15 protein-coding genes are annotated in these 19,544 nt (G+C 56.1%); 8 read left to right on the top strand and 7 right to left on the bottom strand.

Features of this window, described 5'->3' with window-relative positions; all coding sequences use genetic code 11:
* Window positions 1–5: 5 nt before the first annotated feature.
* Window positions 6–1,463 carry a two-component system sensor histidine kinase PhoQ gene (gene phoQ / locus ACKWMY_RS12060; protein ID WP_024531316.1) on the top strand — a complete coding sequence of 486 codons (1,458 nt, stop codon included), beginning with the start codon at window positions 6–8 and terminating at the stop codon, window positions 1,461–1,463.
* Window positions 1,464–1,543: 80 nt separating this feature from the next.
* Window positions 1,544–2,665 carry a JmjC domain-containing protein gene (locus ACKWMY_RS12055; protein ID WP_409486343.1) on the top strand — a complete coding sequence of 374 codons (1,122 nt, stop codon included), beginning with the start codon at window positions 1,544–1,546 and terminating at the stop codon, window positions 2,663–2,665.
* Window positions 2,666–2,967: 302 nt separating this feature from the next.
* Here ACKWMY_RS12055 and pepT read toward each other — a convergent pair whose 3' ends face one another.
* Complete coding sequence (gene pepT, locus ACKWMY_RS12050) at window positions 2,968–4,200, bottom strand: peptidase T (RefSeq protein ID WP_409486342.1); 1,233 nt, start codon at window positions 4,198–4,200, stop codon at window positions 2,968–2,970.
* Window positions 4,201–4,533: 333 nt separating this feature from the next.
* Here pepT and potA point away from each other — a divergent pair, with 333 nt between their 5' ends.
* From potA to potD, 4 genes are all read left to right on the top strand, one after another.
* Entirely contained in the window at window positions 4,534–5,640 is a 1,107-nt protein-coding gene (gene potA / locus ACKWMY_RS12045) for a spermidine/putrescine ABC transporter ATP-binding protein PotA (RefSeq protein WP_024531134.1), read from the top strand.
* Entirely contained in the window at window positions 5,624–6,484 is an 861-nt protein-coding gene (potB, locus tag ACKWMY_RS12040; RefSeq protein WP_024531135.1) for a spermidine/putrescine ABC transporter permease PotB, read from the top strand. Before potA ends, potB begins: the two co-directional genes overlap by 17 nt.
* Window positions 6,481–7,257 (top strand): spermidine/putrescine ABC transporter permease PotC, encoded by a 777-nt coding sequence (potC, locus tag ACKWMY_RS12035; protein WP_074031335.1) that lies wholly within the window; start codon window positions 6,481–6,483, stop codon window positions 7,255–7,257. Before potB ends, potC begins: the two co-directional genes overlap by 4 nt.
* A 118-nt stretch (window positions 7,258–7,375) precedes the next feature.
* The gene (gene potD / locus ACKWMY_RS12030; RefSeq protein WP_024531137.1) at window positions 7,376–8,422 is read left to right on the top strand and encodes a spermidine/putrescine ABC transporter substrate-binding protein PotD; all 1,047 of its coding nucleotides are present in this window, start codon (window positions 7,376–7,378) and stop codon (window positions 8,420–8,422) included.
* A gap of 196 nt (window positions 8,423–8,618) precedes the next feature.
* Here potD and cobB read toward each other — a convergent pair whose 3' ends face one another.
* The 5 genes from cobB to lolC are packed head-to-tail and all read right to left on the bottom strand — an operon-like array spanning window position 8,619 to window position 13,584.
* Window positions 8,619–9,458: a Sir2 family NAD+-dependent deacetylase gene (gene cobB / locus ACKWMY_RS12025; RefSeq protein WP_024485240.1), complete on the bottom strand. Its 840-nt coding sequence runs from the start codon at window positions 9,456–9,458 to the stop codon at window positions 8,619–8,621.
* 9 nt (window positions 9,459–9,467) lie between these two features.
* A complete protein-coding gene (gene nagK / locus ACKWMY_RS12020; RefSeq protein WP_024531138.1) occupies window positions 9,468–10,385 on the bottom strand; it encodes an N-acetylglucosamine kinase in 918 nt (305 codons plus the stop codon).
* Between the two features lie 52 nt (window positions 10,386–10,437).
* Entirely contained in the window at window positions 10,438–11,685 is a 1,248-nt protein-coding gene (gene lolE / locus ACKWMY_RS12015) for a lipoprotein-releasing ABC transporter permease subunit LolE (protein ID WP_024531139.1), read from the bottom strand.
* Window positions 11,685–12,389, bottom strand: coding sequence for a lipoprotein-releasing ABC transporter ATP-binding protein LolD (gene lolD, locus ACKWMY_RS12010; RefSeq protein WP_024485237.1), 705 nt, complete (start codon window positions 12,387–12,389; stop codon window positions 11,685–11,687). Before lolD ends, lolE begins: the two co-directional genes overlap by 1 nt.
* Window positions 12,382–13,584, bottom strand: coding sequence for a lipoprotein-releasing ABC transporter permease subunit LolC (lolC, locus tag ACKWMY_RS12005; protein ID WP_074031332.1), 1,203 nt, complete (start codon window positions 13,582–13,584; stop codon window positions 12,382–12,384). Before lolC ends, lolD begins: the two co-directional genes overlap by 8 nt.
* Before the next feature lie 244 nt (window positions 13,585–13,828).
* Between lolC and ACKWMY_RS12000 the strand changes: the two genes are divergently transcribed.
* Both ACKWMY_RS12000 and mfd read left to right on the top strand, forming a co-directional pair.
* Complete coding sequence (locus tag ACKWMY_RS12000; RefSeq protein ID WP_409486341.1) at window positions 13,829–14,809, top strand: threo-3-hydroxy-L-aspartate ammonia-lyase; 981 nt, start codon at window positions 13,829–13,831, stop codon at window positions 14,807–14,809.
* A gap of 348 nt (window positions 14,810–15,157) precedes the next feature.
* Window positions 15,158–18,634 carry a transcription-repair coupling factor gene (mfd, locus tag ACKWMY_RS11995; RefSeq protein ID WP_409486340.1) on the top strand — a complete coding sequence of 1,159 codons (3,477 nt, stop codon included), beginning with the start codon at window positions 15,158–15,160 and terminating at the stop codon, window positions 18,632–18,634.
* Window positions 18,635–18,698: 64 nt separating this feature from the next.
* Here mfd and ACKWMY_RS11990 read toward each other — a convergent pair whose 3' ends face one another.
* Window positions 18,699–19,235: a glycine zipper 2TM domain-containing protein gene (locus tag ACKWMY_RS11990; RefSeq protein ID WP_024531143.1), complete on the bottom strand. Its 537-nt coding sequence runs from the start codon at window positions 19,233–19,235 to the stop codon at window positions 18,699–18,701.
* Between the last annotated feature and the right edge of the window lie 309 nt (window positions 19,236–19,544).

Here is a 19,544-nt window from a genome sequence, read left to right as displayed (position 1 = left end):
GCATAATGTTCAACAGAGATAAAAAACCTTTCTCACTGCGCGCCCGCTTTCTGATGGCCACCGCCGGGGTGATCCTGGCGCTGTCGCTGTCCTATGGGCTGGTTGCCGTTGTCGGCTATATCGTCAGCTTTGATAAAACCGCTTTCCGCCTGCTGCGCGGTGAGAGCAACCTGTTCTTTAGCCTCGCGCAGTGGAAAGACCAGAAGCTGACCATTGCCATCCCGCCCGATCTCGATATCAACTCCCCAACGCTGGTGTTTATCTACGACGATAAAGGCAACCTGCTGTGGAGCCAGCGCTCGGTCCCGGAACTGGAAAAACGGATCCAGAAAGAGTGGCTGCAAGAGTCCGGTTTCTATGAGATAGACACCGACACCCGCATCAGTAGCGAAGTGCTGGGCGACAACCCCAAGGCTCAGAATCAGCTGAAAGACTATGACGATACCGACCATGAGGCGTTAACCCACTCGGTGGCCGTCAATACCTATGCCGCCACCCCACGCCTGCCTGCCTTGAGCATTGTGGTGGTCGACAGCATTCCGCAAGAACTGCAACGCTCGGATGTGGTGTGGGAATGGTTCAGCTACGTACTGCTGGCCAATCTACTACTGGTCGTGCCTCTGCTGTGGCTAGCCGCGTATTGGAGTTTGCGGCCGATCAAGGCGCTGATAACCCAGGTCGGTGAATTGGAAAATGGCGAGCGCGAGCAACTGGATGAAAATCCCCCCAGTGAACTACGTGGCTTGGTGCGAAACCTGAATATCCTGGTGCGCAACGAGCGTCAGCGCTACACCAAATACCGCACTACGCTGTCCGACCTCACCCACAGCCTGAAAACCCCGCTAGCGGTATTGCAGACCACCCTGCGTTCGCTGCGTTCCAGCAAGCAGACCACCATCGAAGAGGTCGAGCCGATCATGCTCGAGCAGATTAGCCGTATCTCGCAGCAGATTGGTTATTACCTGCATCGAGCCAGCATCAACTCTGGTCAAACCGTGCTGACCCGCGAGATCCATTCGGTATCGGCCTTGCTCGACAGCCTGAGCGTGGCGCTGAACAAGGTCTATCAGCGCAAAGGGGTAGTCATTACCCTCGATATCTCACCAGAAGTCACTTTTATGGGCGAGAAAAACGACTTTATGGAAGTAATGGGCAACCTGCTGGAGAATGCCTGTAAATATTGCCTGGAGTTTGTGGAGATCTCCTCGCTGCACTCGGACAAATATCTGACGATCGTCATTGATGACGACGGCCCCGGCATCCCGGAAAGCAAGCGTGAGCTGATCTTCCAACGTGGCCAACGCGTCGATACTCTGCGCCCCGGCCAGGGGATTGGCCTGTCGGTCGCCGCCGAGATCATCGAGCAATATGACGGGCAAATTACCATCAGCGACAGCCCGCTGGGTGGAGCACGGATGGAGGTCACCTTCTCTCGCCAGCACGACTCCCACCATCACGATTAAATTCTGTCGCTCAGGCCCCGATCCACGGGGCCTAACTTCCGTTATAATCCCTGCAGGCTCACTCTATCCTGGAATAGAACATGGATTACCAATTAGATCTCGACTGGAACGACTTTTTGCAACGCTATTGGCAAAAGCGCCCGGTAATTATCAAGCGTGGTTTTAACAACTTTATCGACCCGATTTCCCCGGATGAGCTGGCCGGGTTGGCCATGGAAAACGAGGTGGACAGCCGCCTGGTGAGCCATCAGGAAAGTCGCTGGCAGGTTGGCCACGGCCCGTTCGAAAGCTTCGATCATCTGGGCGAGAACAACTGGTCATTGCTGGTGCAGGCCGTTGATCATTGGCATCAGCCTTCCAGTGCCCTGATGCAACCGTTCCGTAAGCTGCCGGACTGGCGCATGGACGATCTGATGATTTCGTTCTCAGTGCCGGGTGGCGGCGTTGGCCCGCATCTCGATCAATATGACGTGTTCATCATCCAGGGCACTGGCCGCCGCCGTTGGCGCGTGGGCGAAAAAGTACCGATGAAGCAGCACTGCCCGCACCCTGACCTATTACAGGTAGAGCCGTTTGACGCCATCATTGATGAAGAGATGGAGCCTGGTGATATTCTGTATATCCCACCGGGATTCCCGCATGAAGGCTACTCACTGGAAAACTCGCTCAACTATTCCGTCGGCTTCCGCGCGCCGAATGGCCGCGAGATGGTGAGTGGCTATGCCGACTACGTGCTAGCGCGCGAGTTGGGCAGCAAGCGTTACACCGATCCGGATATCGCGCTGCGCGATCACCCGGCGATGGTTCTCCCCCATGAGGTTGATGCACTGCGCGGGATGATCCTGGAGCTGGTGCAGCAGCCGGAGCACTTCCAGAACTGGTTTGGCGAGTTTATTTCGCAATCGCGCCACGAGCTGGACATCGCGCCGCCAGAGCCGCCTTATCAGGCCGGTGAAATCTATGAGTTGCTGCAACAGGGTGAGCCATTACAACGTTTGGGTGGGTTACGCGTGCTGCGCGTTGGCGACCAATGCTTTGTCAACGGTGAGCTAATCGACACCGAACATCTGCAAGCCGCCGATGCGCTGTGCCAGCACGCCAGCGTTGATGCCGCCTTGCTGGGCGACGCGGTGGACGATCCGTCGTTCCTGGCCCTGCTGACGGCGTTAATCAACAGCGGTTACTGGTATTTTAACGACTAGGACGCCCCTCACCCCAACCCTCTCCCGCAGGGAGAGGGAGCTGGTATGGCGTTGTCGTCTGACACAGTAATTAATCTGTAGCGCCGTTGAGGTCTAGGCTGAGTACCAAAGCCAAGTGGTAGCACATTCGGTCCCCTCGCCCTTTGGGAGAGGGAGCTGGTTTGGCGTTGTAGTCTGACACAGTAATTAATCTGTAGCGCCGTTGAGGTCTAGGCTGAGTGCCAAAGCCAAGTGGTAGCACATTCGGTCCCCTCGCCCTTTGGGAGAGGGTTAGGGTGAGGGGCCTTTGTTAAAGCAAAAAACTACCGTTTAGCGCGCTCGGCGCTCAGAGTAGCAATGCGCATAATCACCGCTACCGCCTGCTCCATCCCTTCCAGCGTAATAAACTCATGCTTGCCATGGAAGTTATAGCCGCCGGTAAACAGGTTTGGACAAGGCAGCCCCTTGAAGGACAGCTGTGCACCATCGGTGCCACCGCGGATCGGCTTCATCACCGGCTCAATATCGCAGTCCCGCATCGCCTGCTGTGCCAGTTCGATCACATGAGGATGCTCGGCCACCGGCTCCCGCATGTTGTAGTAATTATCCTCAATCGCCACCTCAATGTAGCAATCCCGTGGTAACCCACGGCCAACTTTTTGTGCAACTTCAATCATCTTGCGCTTGCGTGCCTCAAAACCTTCACGCTCAAAATCCCGCAGGATGTAGTGCATCTCGGCACGTTCAACGTTCCCCTTGATGCTGTTGAGATGGTAAAAGCCCTGATACCCCTCAGTATGCTCCGGTGTTTCCTCGGCGGGTAACGCCTGTTGGAAACGGGTTGCCAACGACAACGCATTCACCATCACCCCTTTGGCACTGCCGGGATGTACGTTATTACCGACGATTTTCACCGTCACCGCTGCCGCATTGAAGTTTTCACACTCCAGCTCACCAACTCCACCACCATCGACGGTGTAAGCCCATGCGGCATCAAACGCGGCAACGTCAAAGAAATGCGCTCCCTTGCCCACTTCTTCATCCGGCGTGAACGCCACGCGGATATCGCCGTGAGGTATTTTTTGCTGCTTTAGCCGCACCATCGCGGTCAAGATCTCGGCAATCCCGGCTTTATCGTCGGCCCCCAACAGCGTTTTGCCGTCGGTAGTGATCAGCGTTTGCCCCAGCATCTGATGCAAGATCGGGAACATCACCGGCGATAACACTTCATCACCAATGCCCAAGGCAATGTCACCACCGCGATAGTTTTCCACTATCTGCGGTGTCACATGCTTACCCGAAAAATCGGGTGAAGTATCAAGGTGAGAAATAAAGCCAATGGCTGGCACTGGCCAGCTCACATTGCCAGGCAGCGTACCCATCACGCAGCCATGTTCGCTTAGCGATACCCGTTCAAACCCCAGCCCAATCATTTCCTGTTGCAACGCACGCGCCAGCTTCAGTTGCCCTTCGGTACTAGGCACATGTTTGACGTTCGCTTTAGCCTGTGTGTCAAATGAGACGTAGTTAAAAAAGCGATCTAGTAGTTTATCCATGGTTCCGCCCTCAGAATTTCGCGTTTCATTATGCGGAACCGATCCGGATCAAATATTGAGACAGGTCATTAATAATCAGATTTAACACAAATCATTAAAGCAAGTGATGGTTTAATAGGGTAACTACCGACGCAAAAATCGGCCAATTGGCATGACTTATGGGCTGTTTGGCTTTCAATTACCTGATTCAGCGTCTATCATGCGCGCTCTTAAATTTTTGATCGGCGCCGCTGGCTTTGAGCTTCAGTACCTGACGGGTCACTCCCGTAAGCTCGCGCAGTCTTTTCCAGCGGCGGTTCTATCTGCACCACCGTACGGGATAGAGACACTAAAATGACTGAACGATCCTCTCTGGTTACACTGAACGCCCTGAGTAAAAGTTTTGACGGCAAAGAGATCATCCGCGATCTCAACCTTGAGATTAACGATGGTGAATTCCTCACCCTGCTTGGCCCTTCCGGCTGCGGGAAAACCACCGTGCTGCGGCTGATTGCCGGGTTGGAAAATGCCGACCACGGGCAGATTGTGCTCGACGGGCAAGACATCACCGCCATCCCGGCCGAGCATCGGCACGTTAACACCGTGTTTCAAAGCTATGCCCTATTCCCCCATATGACCGTGTTTGAAAATGTCGCCTTTGGCCTGCGCATGCAGAAAACCCCAGAGGCGGAGTTAACGCCGCGCGTGGAGGAAGCCCTGCGCATGGTGCAATTGGACGAGTTCGCTCAGCGCCGCCCGCATCAACTGTCTGGTGGGCAACAGCAACGGGTCGCGATTGCCCGGGCCGTGGTGAATAAACCTAAACTGTTGCTGCTCGACGAGTCGCTTTCGGCACTGGACTACAAGCTGCGCAAGCAGATGCAGAACGAGTTGAAAGCGCTACAGCGCCAGTTGGGCATCACCTTTGTGTTCGTCACGCACGATCAGGAAGAGGCGCTGACCATGTCCGATCGGATTGTGGTGATGCGCGACGGGCGAATAGAACAAGACGGTACCCCACGGGAAATCTACGAAGAGCCCAAGAACCTGTTTGTCGCCAGCTTTATCGGTGAGATAAATATCTTTGATGCGGTAGTGCTACATCGTATCGATCCGCAGCGGGTGCGCGCTCGTGTAGAAGGCCGTGAGTGTGATATCTACGCCGATCTCCCGGTCGAGCCTGGGCAATCCCTGAAAGTTCTGCTGCGCCCGGAAGATCTGCGCGTCGAAGAGGTGAACGACAGCGAGCAGATAGATGGCCTGATCGGCTACGTGCGCGAACGCAACTATAAAGGCATGACGCTAGAGTCGGTAGTTGAACTGGAAAACGGTAAAATGGTGATGGTCAGCGAGTTCTTCAATGAAGACGATCCTGACTTTGACCACTCGTTAAACCAAAAGATGGCGATAACCTGGGTTGCAAGCTGGGAGGTAGTGCTGGCCGATGAAGAAATCGCGTAATTTGCTGCAAAACCTGGTGATCAGCGGCACCGTTGGCTGGCTGGTGCTGTTTGTTTTTCTGCCGAATCTGATGATTATCGGTACCAGTTTCCTCACCCGTGACGACGCCAATCTGGTGCAGATGGTGTTCACTCTGGATAATTACACCCGGCTGTTTGATCCCCTGTATGCCCAGGTGATGCTGCACTCGCTGAACATGGCGGCGATCGCCACCTTGTGCTGCCTGCTGCTGGGTTATCCCTTCGCTTTTATTCTGGCCCGCCTGCCGCAAAGGGTGCGCCCGCTGCTGCTGTTCCTGCTGATTGTGCCCTTCTGGACCAACTCGCTGATCCGTATCTATGGCCTGAAGCTGTTTCTCAGCACTCGCGGCTATCTGAATGAGTTCTTGCTGTGGGCCGGGATCATCGATACTCCGTTACGCATTATGTATACCTCTGGCGCAGTGGTGTTAGGGCTAGTCTATATCTTGCTGCCATTTATGGTGATGCCGCTCTACTCCAGCCTGGAGAAGCTGGATAAATCCTGCCTGGAAGCGGCCCGCGATCTCGGGGCCAGCAAGCTGCAAACCTTTATCCGCATCATCATTCCGCTGACTATGCCAGGCATTATCGCCGGTTGCCTGTTGGTGCTGCTGCCCGCTATGGGGCTGTTCTACGTGGCCGACTTGATGGGCGGAGCCAAAAACCTGCTGATCGGTAACGTCATCAAGAGCCAGTTCCTGAATATCCGTGACTGGCCGTTTGGTGCCGCCACCAGCATTTGCCTGACGCTGGTGATGGGGCTGATGCTGTGGATCTATTACCGGGCCGCCAAGCTGCTGAACAAAAAAGGGGAACTGGAATGATCGGACGCCTGTTGCGCGGTGGCTTTATGAGCCTGATTTACGCTTATCTCTATATTCCCATCGTGATCCTGATCGTTAACTCGTTCAACACCTCGCGCTTTGGCATCAACTGGCAGGGTTTCACCACCCACTGGTACAGCATGTTGATGAACAACGACAGCCTGTTGCAGGCCGCGGGGCATTCACTGACCATGGCGGTACTTTCCGCCAGCTTTGCGACCATGATCGGCTCTTTGGCGGCGGTGGCATTGTATCGCTATCGTTTTCGCGGGAAACCCTTCGTCGGTGGCATGCTGTTTGTGGTGATGATGTCGCCAGATATCGTGATGGCCATCTCGCTGCTGGTGCTGTTTATGCTGCTGGGGGTCTCGTTGGGCTTCTGGTCGCTGCTGTTTTCGCATATCACCTTCTGCCTGCCCTTTGTGGTCGTCACCGTCTATGCGCGCCTGAAGGGCTTTGACGTCAAGATGCTGGAGGCTGCACGCGATCTGGGTGCCAGCGAAATGGTGATCCTGCGCAAAATCATCCTGCCGCTGGCGATGCCTGCCGTTGCCGCCAGTTGGCTGCTAAGCTTCACGCTGTCGATGGATGATGTCGTGGTCTCTTCGTTCGTGACCGGGCCAAGCTACGAGATTTTGCCCTTGAAGATCTATTCGATGGTGAAGGTCGGCGTTTCGCCTGAGGTGAACGCCCTGGCGACCATTCTGCTGGTGTTATCGCTAGCGCTGGTACTGACCAGCCAACTGCTGTTGCGCGATCGGCAAAAACACTGATTTGCCAATGGGATAAGCGCCTTTACCCCACTGGGTACGCCACCTATAATGGCCGCTCTCTGGGGTATGGCGCATCACGCTATACTGTAAAAACACGCACTGCTAAAGGATCCGTACCATGAAAAAGTGGTCACATCTGCTCGCAGCCGGGATGATGGCACTGAGCCTTGGCTCGGCAAACGCCGCGGACGACGGCAAAACGCTCTATTTCTACAACTGGACCGAGTATGTCCCGCCGGGGCTGCTGGAACAGTTCACCAAAGAAACCGGTATCAAGGTGATTTACTCCACCTATGAATCCAACGAAAGCATGTACGCCAAGTTGAAAACCTACCGGGACGGCGCGTACGATCTGGTAGTCCCTTCTACCTATTTCATCGCCAAGATGAGCAAGGAAGGGATGCTGCAAAAGATCGACAAAAGCAAACTCAGCCACTTTAACGATCTCGATCCCAACCTGTTGCACAAGCCGTTCGATCCCAACAACGATTACTCCATTCCCTATATCTGGGGCGCAACCGCCATTGGTGTCAATACGGATGCCATTGATGCCAATACCGTAACCGCTTGGGCCGATCTGTGGAAGCCGGAATACAAAGGCCGCGTGTTGCTCACCGATGATGCACGTGAAGTGTTCCAGGTCGCGCTGCGCAAGTTGGGTTATTCGGGCAATACCACCGATCCTGAACAGATCGAGGCTGCCTATAACGAGCTCAAGAAGCTGATGCCAAACGTACTGGCGTTTAACTCTGATAACCCCGGCAATCCGTATATGGAAGGCGAAGTCGATCTGGGCATGGTGTGGAACGGTTCGGCCTATGTCGCACGCCAGGCTGGTACCCCACTGGAGATCGTCTGGCCGAAAGAAGGCGGTATTTTCTGGATGGATAGCCTGGCTATTCCGGCGAATGCCAAGAACGTCGAGGGAGCGTTGAAGCTGATCGACTTCCTGCTACGCCCGGAGATCGCAGTACAGGTGGCGGAAACCATCGGTTACCCTACCCCCAATCTGGCCGCGAGAAAGCTGTTGCCGAAGGAGATCGCCAACGACAAATCGCTGTATCCAGATAATGCGGTGATTGAGAACGGTGAATGGCAAAACGATGTGGGCGATACCAGTACGCTGTATGAGACCTACTTCCAGCAGCTAAAAGCCGGTCGCTGATCCCCTCACCAGTTCCCTCTCCCACAGGGAGAGGGAACTGGTACAGTGCCATGGCCAGATCTCGCGTTTAATCTGTGTCCCCCATGTCCAGGTCAGTTTCTACAACTGATAGCGTACTCGATCGGTCCTCTCTCCCTGTGGAAGAGGGTTAGGGTTAGAGTGAGGGGCAAGCATCAATCTCCCCCCCAACCTCCTGCTACGGCTTATCCGCCCGCTCGACCTTGCCCATCAGGAACTTGTGCACAAAGCGTGGCACCACTTCGCTGGCCGGGCCGTAATGCTTCTCTTCGAACTGGCTTTCCACCAGGCTCGGCTCCAGGTTCAGCTCCATAGTATAAGCCCCACCCAACCGTGCCTCGTGAACAAAACCTGCCGCCGGGTAAACATTGCCAGAGGTGCCAATCGCGATAAAGAAATCGGCCTTGGCCAACGCGGCGTAAATCTCATCCATGCCCAACGGCATTTCACCAAACCACACCACGTGGGGCCGCAGAGGCGCAGGGAACTGGCAGCAGTGGCAACGTTCATCCACACTCAGATCGCCCAACCATTCCACCACCTGCCCGGAGCTGGTGCAGCGTACTTTCAGCAGCTCACCATGCATATGCAACACCTGCTTGCTACCGGCTCGCTCGTGCAAGTTGTCGATATTCTGCGTGACCAGCAGGAAGTTCTCCTCCCCCAGCCACTCTTCCAAATCAGCCAGCGCACGGTGGGCCGCATTAGGGCCGATATCTGACTGCTGCAGTTGACGACGGCGCGCATTATAAAACTCCTGCACCAAGGCAGGATCGCGCTGAAAACCGTCCAGGGTGGCGACATCTTCCACCTTGTGCTCTTCCCACAGCCCATCGGCAGCGCGGAAAGTACGGATGCCAGACTCGGCAGAGATCCCAGCCCCCGTCAGCACCACGACAAACGGCTTTTTCAGCTCTGCCGCCGCCATGGTATCGCGTTGGAATATCCGCGAGCGAAAACGCTGATGCCGCACATGCTTACTCTTGCGAAACTGACACAACCGATGGCGAGTGTGCATGAACTCTCCTTATTTATGACTTTCCACCAAATTGAGGAACGCTGCCCCACGAACACCGCCAGCATCGCCATAGCGTGCCTTCTCGATGCGTGGCAGTTTGGCTACCCGTAACAAATGGGCGGGCAAACGCTGGGGCAACGCCTGATAAATTGCGGCAAAATTCGATAAGCCGCCGCCAATCACCACCAGGTGGGGGTCGATGATGGTCAGCAGGTTGCCCAGGCAAATGGCCAGGACATCCAGAAAACGTTCTACGTGCGCTACAGCCTGTGGTTCACCGGCCTGATAATGCGCAATGATTTGCTGCGCTGGCAACCGTTGTTGATAAAAATGCGCGTACATCCACTCAAATCCGCGGCCAGAGATGTAATTCTCGATGCAACCGTCATGGCCGCAGCCACAGGGAACGCGAGGAATATCACGCCCGAGCACCTCCAGCGCATCCACAGGCAAGCGGAAATGGCCAAACTCTCCGGTGATAAAGTTACGCCCAGAGACCACTTTACCATTAACGATCAAACCACCACCAACGCCGGTACCCAGGATGATGCCCAGAACCGTCGGGTAATGGCGAAACTCTTCGTCCCAAGCTTCCGAGAGCGTGAAGCAGTTGGCGTCGTTATCGACCTTGACCTCACGGCCAATCAGCGCGCTCAGATCGCGAGGCAGCGGCTGCCCCATCGCGGCCGGGACGTTGGCGGTAAACAAGGTGCCATCTTCATTTGGCAGGCCGGGAATACCTATGCCCACCAGCCCTTGCGTACCACAGACGGCATCGGCCTCATGGGTGAGATCGCGTAATACCGCCAGCAGTTGCCGGTAGTCGTCACGCGGCGTCGGCACCCGCTTTTGCCAGATACGTTGCAGATTGGCGTCGAACACCCCAAGTTCAATCTTGGTGCCGCCCATGTCGAAACCGTAGTACATAACTCGCCCTCAGGGTAAAAAAATGGGGCCCGCTACTGGCCCCAGGTTTTTATTACTGCCCGCTCAATACGCGGGCCGGATCGATGCGGCTGGCACGTCTGGCCGGATACCAACTGGCCAGCAGGCTAAGCACGATTGCCGTACCCAGTACGATCGCCACGTCAAGCCAGTGCAGTTCGGACGGCAGGAAATCGATAAAGTAGATGTCGCCAGACAGGAAAGAATGGCCCATCAGCTTTTCTATACCTTTCATGATATTGGTCAGTTGTAGCGAGGCAATCACTCCAACCACTACCCCACTAAGGCTACCTACCAGCCCAGCCAACAGGCCATACCAGACAAAGATGGCGCGAATAAAGCCGTCTTTGGCCCCCAGCGTACGCAGCACGGCAATGTCGCCGCTCTTGTCCTTCACCGCCATAACCAGAGTGGAAACGATGTTGAAACAGGCCACGCCTATCACCAGCACCATCGCCAGATACATGATGGCGCGGATCATCTGAATATCGCGATACATAAAACCGTAGGTGCCAATCCAGCTCTTGATATAGACGGTAGCATCGGCAACTTCCCCGGCGTCACGCACCAGCTTGTTAGCGGCGAAGACGTCGTTGACCTTGATGGCGATGCCGGTGACACTGTCACCCATATCCAGATATTGCTGTGCATCCGCCAACGGCACCATGGCCAGACTGTGATCGAGCTGGCCGCTAAGTTGCAGGATACCGGTGACATGCAGGCGAATACGCTTCGGCTGCAACAGTTTCATCTCAGGATCGCTATTGGGGATCATCACCGTGACGTAAGAGCCCTGCTTCACACCCAGAGCGTCAGCCACCCCTTTGCCCAGGATCACCTGCTGCTCACCGCTTTTGAAGTTAGCCCAGGCATCGCCCTGCACATAACTTGGCAGCGCGCTGAGCTGTTTTTCCTGCGCAGGATCGACCCCTTTAACTTGCACGGCGCGTAGCTGAGCACCATTTTCCATCAGCCCGGTAAAGTTGATATAGGGTGCCGCAGCCAAAATGCCCGGTACCTTTTCGACCCGTTGCAGGATCTCCGGCCAGCCGGTAAACGGCTGCTTGACCGGTTCGATCTCGCCGTGCGGCACCACCGCCAGAATACGGTTCTGCAGTTCACGTTCGAAGCCGTTCATCGCGCTCAGCCCCACGATCAGCACCGCCACGCCGAGCGCGATGCCGATGGTGGAGATCACCGAGATCAACGAAACCATGCCGCCGCGCCGCCGGCCACGGCTAAAGCGCAGCGCCATCAGCAATGAAAGTGGCGAAGCGCTCATTACTCGGCCCCCATCAGGGTCAGTTGTGCCTGTAGATGGCCGTCTGCCATTTCCAACTGGCGGCTCAGGCGTTTAGCGAGTTGCAGATCGTGGGTGACCACCAAAAATGCGGTACCCTGGCGTACGTTCAATTCGCCCAGCAAATCGAAGATGCTGTCTGCGGTGCGTTTATCCAGGTTGCCGGTAGGCTCATCCGCCAATACCAGCGAAGGGTTATTCACCAACGCACGGGCAATCGCCACGCGCTGACGTTCGCCGCCGGAGAGCTCGGACGGGCGATGTTTGCTACGTTTTTCCAGGCCCACGGCCGCCAGCATCTCCAGCGCCTTTTCCTTCGCCAGCGCCGGTTTCATGCCGCCGATCAGCAGCGGCATCGCGGCGTTCTCCAACGCGGTGAAATCCGGCAGCAGATGATGAAACTGATAGATAAAGCCGAGCTGACGATTGCGCAGTTCAGCTTTGGCAGTGGAAGAAAGCTTGTTCAACGACTGCCCTTTGTAGATCACCTCACCCGAGGTGGGTGAATCCAGCCCCCCCAGCAGGTGCAGCAAAGTACTTTTACCGGAACCCGAGCTGCCGACGATCGCCATCATCTCGCCCGGTTGCATGGCAAAACTGACATTGCGCAGCACGTCGGTATGCAGGTTGCCTTCCTGATAGGTTTTACACAGGCGCTCACACTGCAATAAAGGATGGTTACTCATAACGTAAAGCCTCAGCGGGTTGTACGGCGGCAGCGCGCCATGAAGGGTAAAGCGTGGATAACAGCGAGACCGCCATCGCCACTACGGCAATGATCGTCACCTGGATAGGGTCAACCGCCACCGGCAGAGAAGCCCCGTCGATCAACGCGCCAAGGATCGGCATCAGGTTGTTCAGATTGGTGGCAAGCAGAACGCCTAACAGCGTTCCCAGGAGCGAGCCGATAATCCCGGCGCTGGCCCCCTGCACCATAAAGACCGACATGATCTGCCGCCGCGTCAGGCCCAGGGTTTGCAGAATGGCCACTTCGCCTTGCTTCTCCATCACCAACAGGCCCAGCGAGGTAATAATATTGAATGCCGCCACCGCCACGATCAGGCTGAGCAACAGCCCCATCATGTTTTTCTCCATGCGCACCGCCTGGAACAACTCACCCTTGCGCTCACGCCAGTCTTTCCACTGGGTACCTTCCGGCAGCGTTTGCTGGCTAAGGGTGTCCACCGTCAACGGCTGTTGCAGGAACAAGCGCCAACCGGTGATATTGCCCGCCGGGTAGCGCATCAGGCGTGAAGCATCTTGCTGGTTCGCCAGCAGCTGATAACCGTCCACTTCGCTATTGGCGTGGAAGGTGCCAATCACGGTGAATAAACGTTGGCTCGGGATGCGGCCCATCGGGGTGAACTGGCTGGCGCTAGGCACCATCAGACGCAGTTGATCGCCACGCTTGACCCCTAACTGCCCGGCAAGCTGTTCACCGATAATCAGGTTGTACTCACCCGGTTGCAGCTGTTGCTGTTGAACGTTGACCAGATAAGGCGTCAGCGGATCGGGCTGCTGCGGGTCAACCCCCAACATGACGCCAACGGCCACGCTGCGAGCACTTTGCAGCACCACATCGCCGGTAGTCAACGGAGTGACTCGGGTGACACCATGCAGGTTTTGCACGGCAGAGGCTGGCAGCTGTTCAGGGTTGATGGAGCCCTGTTTACTGGTGATCAGCGCCTGCGGCATGAGCCCCAGGATGTTGTTTTCGAGATCTTTCTCGAAGCCATTCATCACTGAAAGCACCGTCACCAGCGCCATCACCCCCAGCGTAATGCCAATGGTGGATAGCCAGGAAACAAACCGCCCAAAGCGGTCTGAGGCTCGCCCGCGCATATAACGCAGGCCAATAAATAACGCGACAGGTTGATACATGAAATCCGTTTTGTTGCCGTAGCTTAAGCAAAGTGATCAAGGATAATAAAGGCTCTACCGGGTTTATGGAACCACCCGGCCGGTTTTATTCATCATGTTTGCACGGGTTTACAGAAAATGCCTGATTTTGAACATCCTGAAGACACGGTTGTTTCCGCTGACAGCCGTTTAACCGTTTGACAATCCGTTTACAACGGGCAAATTAATAGACTGAACGAATCAATGCCAACCACATGAGGTAGCCATGACCGTTAAGCCCCACTGCATCACCGCCGCCGATATTGCCAAAGCGGCCGAAATCCTGCAAAACCACGCGATCCGCACACCGGTAATGACTTCCCGCCAGGCGGATGAGATCGCCGGTGCCCAGCTCTTTTTCAAGTGCGAGAATTTCCAGCGCATTGGGGCCTTTAAATTCCGTGGTGCCTATAACGCCATCAGCCAATTGGCTCCGGCCCAGCGCCAGGCCGGAGTGATAGCCTTCTCATCCGGTAATCATGCGCAGGCCATGGCGTTGGCGGCTCGTGAGCTTGGGGTGAACGTCACCATTGTGATGCCACATGACGCCCCCGCCGCCAAGCTGGCGGCAACCCGCGGCTACGGAGCTAACGTGGTGATCTATCAGCGGCAAACCGAAGACCGGGAAGCGATCACCCAACGGTTAGCGGCGGAACAGGGCTTAACGGTGATCCCACCTTACGATTATCCGCAGGTGATGGCAGGCCAAGGCACCGCAGCTAAAGAGCTGATCGAAGAAGTTGGCCCGTTGGATATTCTGCTGGTTTGTACCGGTGGCGGCGGATTGCTCTCTGGATGCGCCGTTGCGGCACATCACTGGTCGCCCGGTTGCCGGGTATTTGGTGTCGAACCCGAAGCGGGCAACGATGTGCAACAGGCGTTCCGCAGCGGTGAAAAAGTGTGGATCCCGGTACCAAAAACCATTGCCGACGGCGCGCAAACCCAGCAAGTGGGCAATCTCACCTTCCCGATCATTCAACACTATGTGGAAGATATCCTGACGGTGACCGACCAACAGCTATGCCAGCAAATGCGTTTCTTTATGGAGCGGATGAAGATGGTAGTCGAACCGACCGGTTGCCTGGCTGCCGCTGCGGCGATGAATCAGGTCATCGATCTGCAGGGCAAAAAAGTCGGGGTGATCGTCAGCGGTGGCAACGTGGACGTCGATAAAATCGGCCAGTATCTCGCCATGGCACAGAATTGATTAAATTACCGCCAACAGGAAGCTTGCTCGCGCTTTTACCAGTGTCAGTTTATAAGCTGCTAGGCTAGTATAACCAAGGTAAAAGGTGATGGGCTTGAACCACTTGATGGTCCCCTCACCCTAACCCTCTCCCAGAAGGAGAGGGTACCGAATGTGCCACAGCCATACTCCGTTCCTAATCGCAACACCGTTCCAGCTCCCTCTCCTTGGGGAGAGGGTTAGGGTGAGGGGGAACGGGTTAGCTTTGGCCAAACGCCAGGTAAACAGGATTTTGTGGTATTCACACGTCAAGCGCCACGGTGAACACCACAAAAACTGTTATTCAATTCATTGATTAAAGATAACTGAATGAGCATTTCTGATAAAAGCCGCAGCTCCGCATCGTCCTACCGTTACTCTCTTCCTGACCGTGCGGGCGATTTACGCCAGCTAGGGCAACTCACCGGCTCTGCCTGTGCCGTTGAATGTGCGGAAATCGCCGAACGCCATCCAGGCCCGGTGATGCTCATCGCCCCGGATATGCAAAATGCGTTGCGGTTGCGTGACGAAATCCAGCAGTTTACCGATCAGATGGTGACCACCCTTTCCGACTGGGAAACGCTGCCATACGACAGCTTCTCGCCCCATCAGGAAATCATCTCGGCGCGGCTTTCCAGCCTGTATCATCTGCCGACCATGGCACGCGGCATCATCATTTTGCCGGTGAATACGTTGATGCAACGCGTCTGCCCGCATGAGTTCCTGCATGGCCATGCGTTGGTGATGAAAAAGGGCCAACGGCTGTCGCGGGATCTGCTGCGGGCACAGTTGGAACAGGCCGGTTACCGCAGCGTCGATCAGGTGATGGAACATGGCGAATTTGCTACGCGCGGTGCGTTGCTGGATTTGTATCCCATGGGCAGCGAAGAGCCTTATCGCATCGACTTTTTCGACGACGAGATCGACAGCCTGCGCACCTTTGATGTGGATAACCAACGCACGTTGAGCGAAGTGGAAGCCATCAACCTACTGCCAGCGCACGAGTTCCCGACCGATAAGGCCGCCATTGAGCTGTTCCGCAGCCAGTGGCGTGAACAGTTTGAAGTGCGTCGCGACGCCGAACATATTTATCAGCAAGTGAGTAAAGGCACCTGGCCTGCTGGTATCGAATACTGGCAACCGCTGTTCTTCAGCCAGCCGCTGCCTTCCTTGTTCAGCTATCTGCCAGCCAATACGCTGCTCGTCAACACCGGCAACCTGGAAGGCGCCGCCGAGCGTTTCTGGCTTGATGTCAATCAACGCTATGAGAACCGGCGGATCGATCCGATGCGGCCGCTGCTGGCCCCGGATACCCTTTGGCTGCGGGTCGATGCGCTATTTGCCGAGCTGAAAGCCTGGCCGCGAATGGCGTTGAAAACCGAGGAACTGCCCGCCAAAGCCGGTTGCACCAACCTTGGCTATCAAACCCTGCCGGATCTCGCCGTCCAGGCCCAGCAGAAGGCCCCACTGGATAATCTGCGACGCTTTATTGAAAGCTTCACCGGGGGCGTGGTCTTCTCAGTAGAGAGTGAAGGCCGCCGCGAAACCCTGCAAGATCTGCTTGGCCGCATCAAGCTGAGTACCAGCCTGATCCATCATCTGGATGAGGTCGAAGCATCGGGCCGCTACATGATGGTCGGCGCCTCCGAGCGTGGCTTCCTGGATACGCTGCGTGACCGGGCGTTGATTTGTGAAAGCGATCTGCTCGGTGAGCGCGTCAGCCGCCGTCGGCAGGATAATCGCCGCACCATCAATACCGATACCCTGATCCGCAACCTGGCAGAGCTGCACCCAGGGCAGCCGGTGGTGCATCTGGAACACGGCGTTGGCCGCTACGTTGGCCTGACGACGCTGGAAGCCGGGGGCATCAAAGCGGAATACCTGATCCTCTCCTACGCCGGTGAGGACAAACTGTACGTGCCGGTCTCTTCCCTGCACCTGATCAGCCGCTATGCCGGTGGAGCCGACGAAAACGCCCCACTGCACCGGCTCGGCGGGGATGTCTGGTCTCGAGCCAGGCAGAAAGCCGCCGAACGCGTGCGTGACGTGGCCGCCGAGCTGTTGGACATTTACGCCCAACGTGCCGCCAAGAGCGGTTTTGCGTTCAAGCATAATCGTGACCAGTATCAACTGTTTTGCCAGACCTTCCCGTTTGAGACCACGCCAGATCAGGAACAGGCCATCAACGCGGTGCTGAGCGATATGTGCCAGCCATTGGCGATGGATCGTCTGGTGTGCGGCGACGTCGGCTTTGGTAAAACTGAAGTGGCGATGCGTGCCGCCTTCCTGGCCGTCGAGAACGGTAAGCAGGTCGCGGTCCTGGTGCCGACGACCCTGTTAGCGCAGCAGCACTTCGACAACTTCCGCGATCGCTTTGCCACCTGGCCAATCCGCATCGAAATGATGTCGCGTTTTCGCAGTGCCAAAGAGCAGCAACAGATCCTGGAAGAGGCGGCCGAAGGCAAAGTCGATATCCTCATTGGTACCCATAAGCTATTGCAGAGCGATCTGCGCTGGAAAGATCTGGGGCTGTTGGTTGTCGATGAAGAACACCGCTTTGGCGTACGCCACAAAGAGCGCATCAAGGCAATGCGGGCCGACGTTGATATCCTGACGCTGACCGCCACGCCAATCCCGCGCACCCTGAATATGGCCATGAGCGGCATGCGCGATCTGTCGATCATTGCTACCCCACCGGCCCGCCGTCTGGCAGTGAAAACCTTTGTCCGCGAGTACGACAGCCTGGTGGTGCGCGAGGCCATCCTGCGTGAGGTACTGCGCGGCGGCCAGGTGTATTACCTGTACAACGACGTCGAGAATATCGATAAAGCCGCCGAACGCTTGGCGGAGCTGGTGCCGGAAGCGCGGATTGCCATTGGCCACGGCCAGATGCGGGAACGCGATCTGGAACGGGTGATGAATGATTTCCACCACCAGCGCTTCAACGTGCTGGTCTGTACCACCATTATCGAAACCGGCATCGATATCCCCAGCGCCAATACCATCATTATCGAACGGGCCGACCGCTTTGGCTTGGCGCAGTTGCATCAACTGCGTGGCCGCGTCGGGCGTTCTCACCATCAGGCCTATGCTTATCTGTTAACGCCAAACCCGAAGGTCATGAGCACCGACGCACACAAGCGGTTGGAGGCGATTGCCACGCTGGAAGATTTGGGGGCCGGATTCGCGCTCGCTACCCACGATTTGGAAATCCGTGGTGCAGGGGAACTGCTGGGAGAGGACCAAAGCGGCCAGATGACCACCGTGGGCTTCTCGCTGTATATGGAGCTGTTGGAAAGCGCCGTCGACGCCCTGAAGAACGGGCGTGAGCCTTCGCTGGAAGATCTCACCAGCAATCAGACGGAAGTGGAGCTGCGCATGCCAGCGCTGCTGCCCGACGACTTTATCCCGGACGTGAATACTCGTTTGTCCTTCTATAAACGCATTGCCAGCGCTAAAAATGAGGGTGAACTGGAGGAACTGAAGGTTGAGCTGATCGACCGCTTTGGCCTGCTGCCGGATGCAGCACGTAATCTGCTGCAAAGCGCGGCAATGCGTCAACAGGCGCAGTTACTGGGGATCAAGCGTATCGAAGGCAACGAGCGCGGGGGCTTTATCGAGTTTGGTGAGAAGAACCGGGTCGATCCGGGTTATCTGATTGGCTTGCTGCAAAGCAAACCGCAGGTTTACCGCCTGGATGGGCCAACCAAGCTGAAGTTTATGTTGGATCTTAGCGACCGGGCCGAACGCTTGAAGTTTATCGGCGAACTGCTGGCAGCGTTCAGAGAGCATACTTTGCCAGCTTGATGACCAATGTCCCCTCACCCTCTCCCTTTGGGAGAGGGTTGTTGTTAGGAGTAAACGGCGAAGATCAGACCTTGGTCAGTATCAACTGACCGCTTTTATCCAGCGGGATCTGGGTGCCTGGATCGTGATCCATGCGGATTTTACCCTGTTGGTTGCCAATTTTGTAAGTCACGTCATAGCCCAGCATTTTCTGCGATTTGTCATACACCGTTTTACAGCGCTGCTGCGTGCTGGTGGTGGTATCGTTATCCTGCATGGCACCCTGCACCTGGTGACCAGCATACCCACCACCCAGCGCACCCACCACGGTCGCAACATCACGGCCCCGGCCACCGCCAAACTGGTGACCAATAACCCCCCCGGCCACCGCCCCCAGCACTGAGCCAGCGATGCGGTTTTCATCCTGAACTGGCGCACGATGGGTCACCGTGACATTCCGGCACTCCTGGCGAGGGGTCTTGATGGTTTCTTTGATCGGTGTTGCGGCGAGAACCTGCGCATATTGTGGGCCGGGAGTAAATACGTCCAGACCGGCCACGGCAGCAATTCCCAGAGCGGCTGCAATACCAATCCCAACACCGGCTAACATTGATTTGTTCACAGGAAATCCTCCTGAATGTGTTACCACGCATTATGCACCGGGCAAGCTCGCATCAATCATAGGCAATCCCCCCGGTTTACGGCGTGCGTGACGCGCCGTCTGTAAACGCCCTAAAGTCTGCACAAGGAAGTTCAGCCTCGCAATAAGACTCCGTGAGCAAAATGCGATGAAAGCGGGCCAAAACCAATGAATTAAGAAGAATCTTAACCATATCCGTTGTTCACGAATCGAAAACCGTGAGGCATGGGTGCGGAATCAAACCGCTGTGTTGGAAAAATCGGCAGTGTATCCGGTGAACATGGGTAAAGA

Source organism: Serratia sp. J2 (assembly GCF_046269175.1).
Lineage (GTDB): Bacteria > Pseudomonadota > Gammaproteobacteria > Enterobacterales > Enterobacteriaceae > Chania > Chania fonticola_C.
This window is presented reverse-complemented; position numbering and strand designations above follow the sequence as displayed.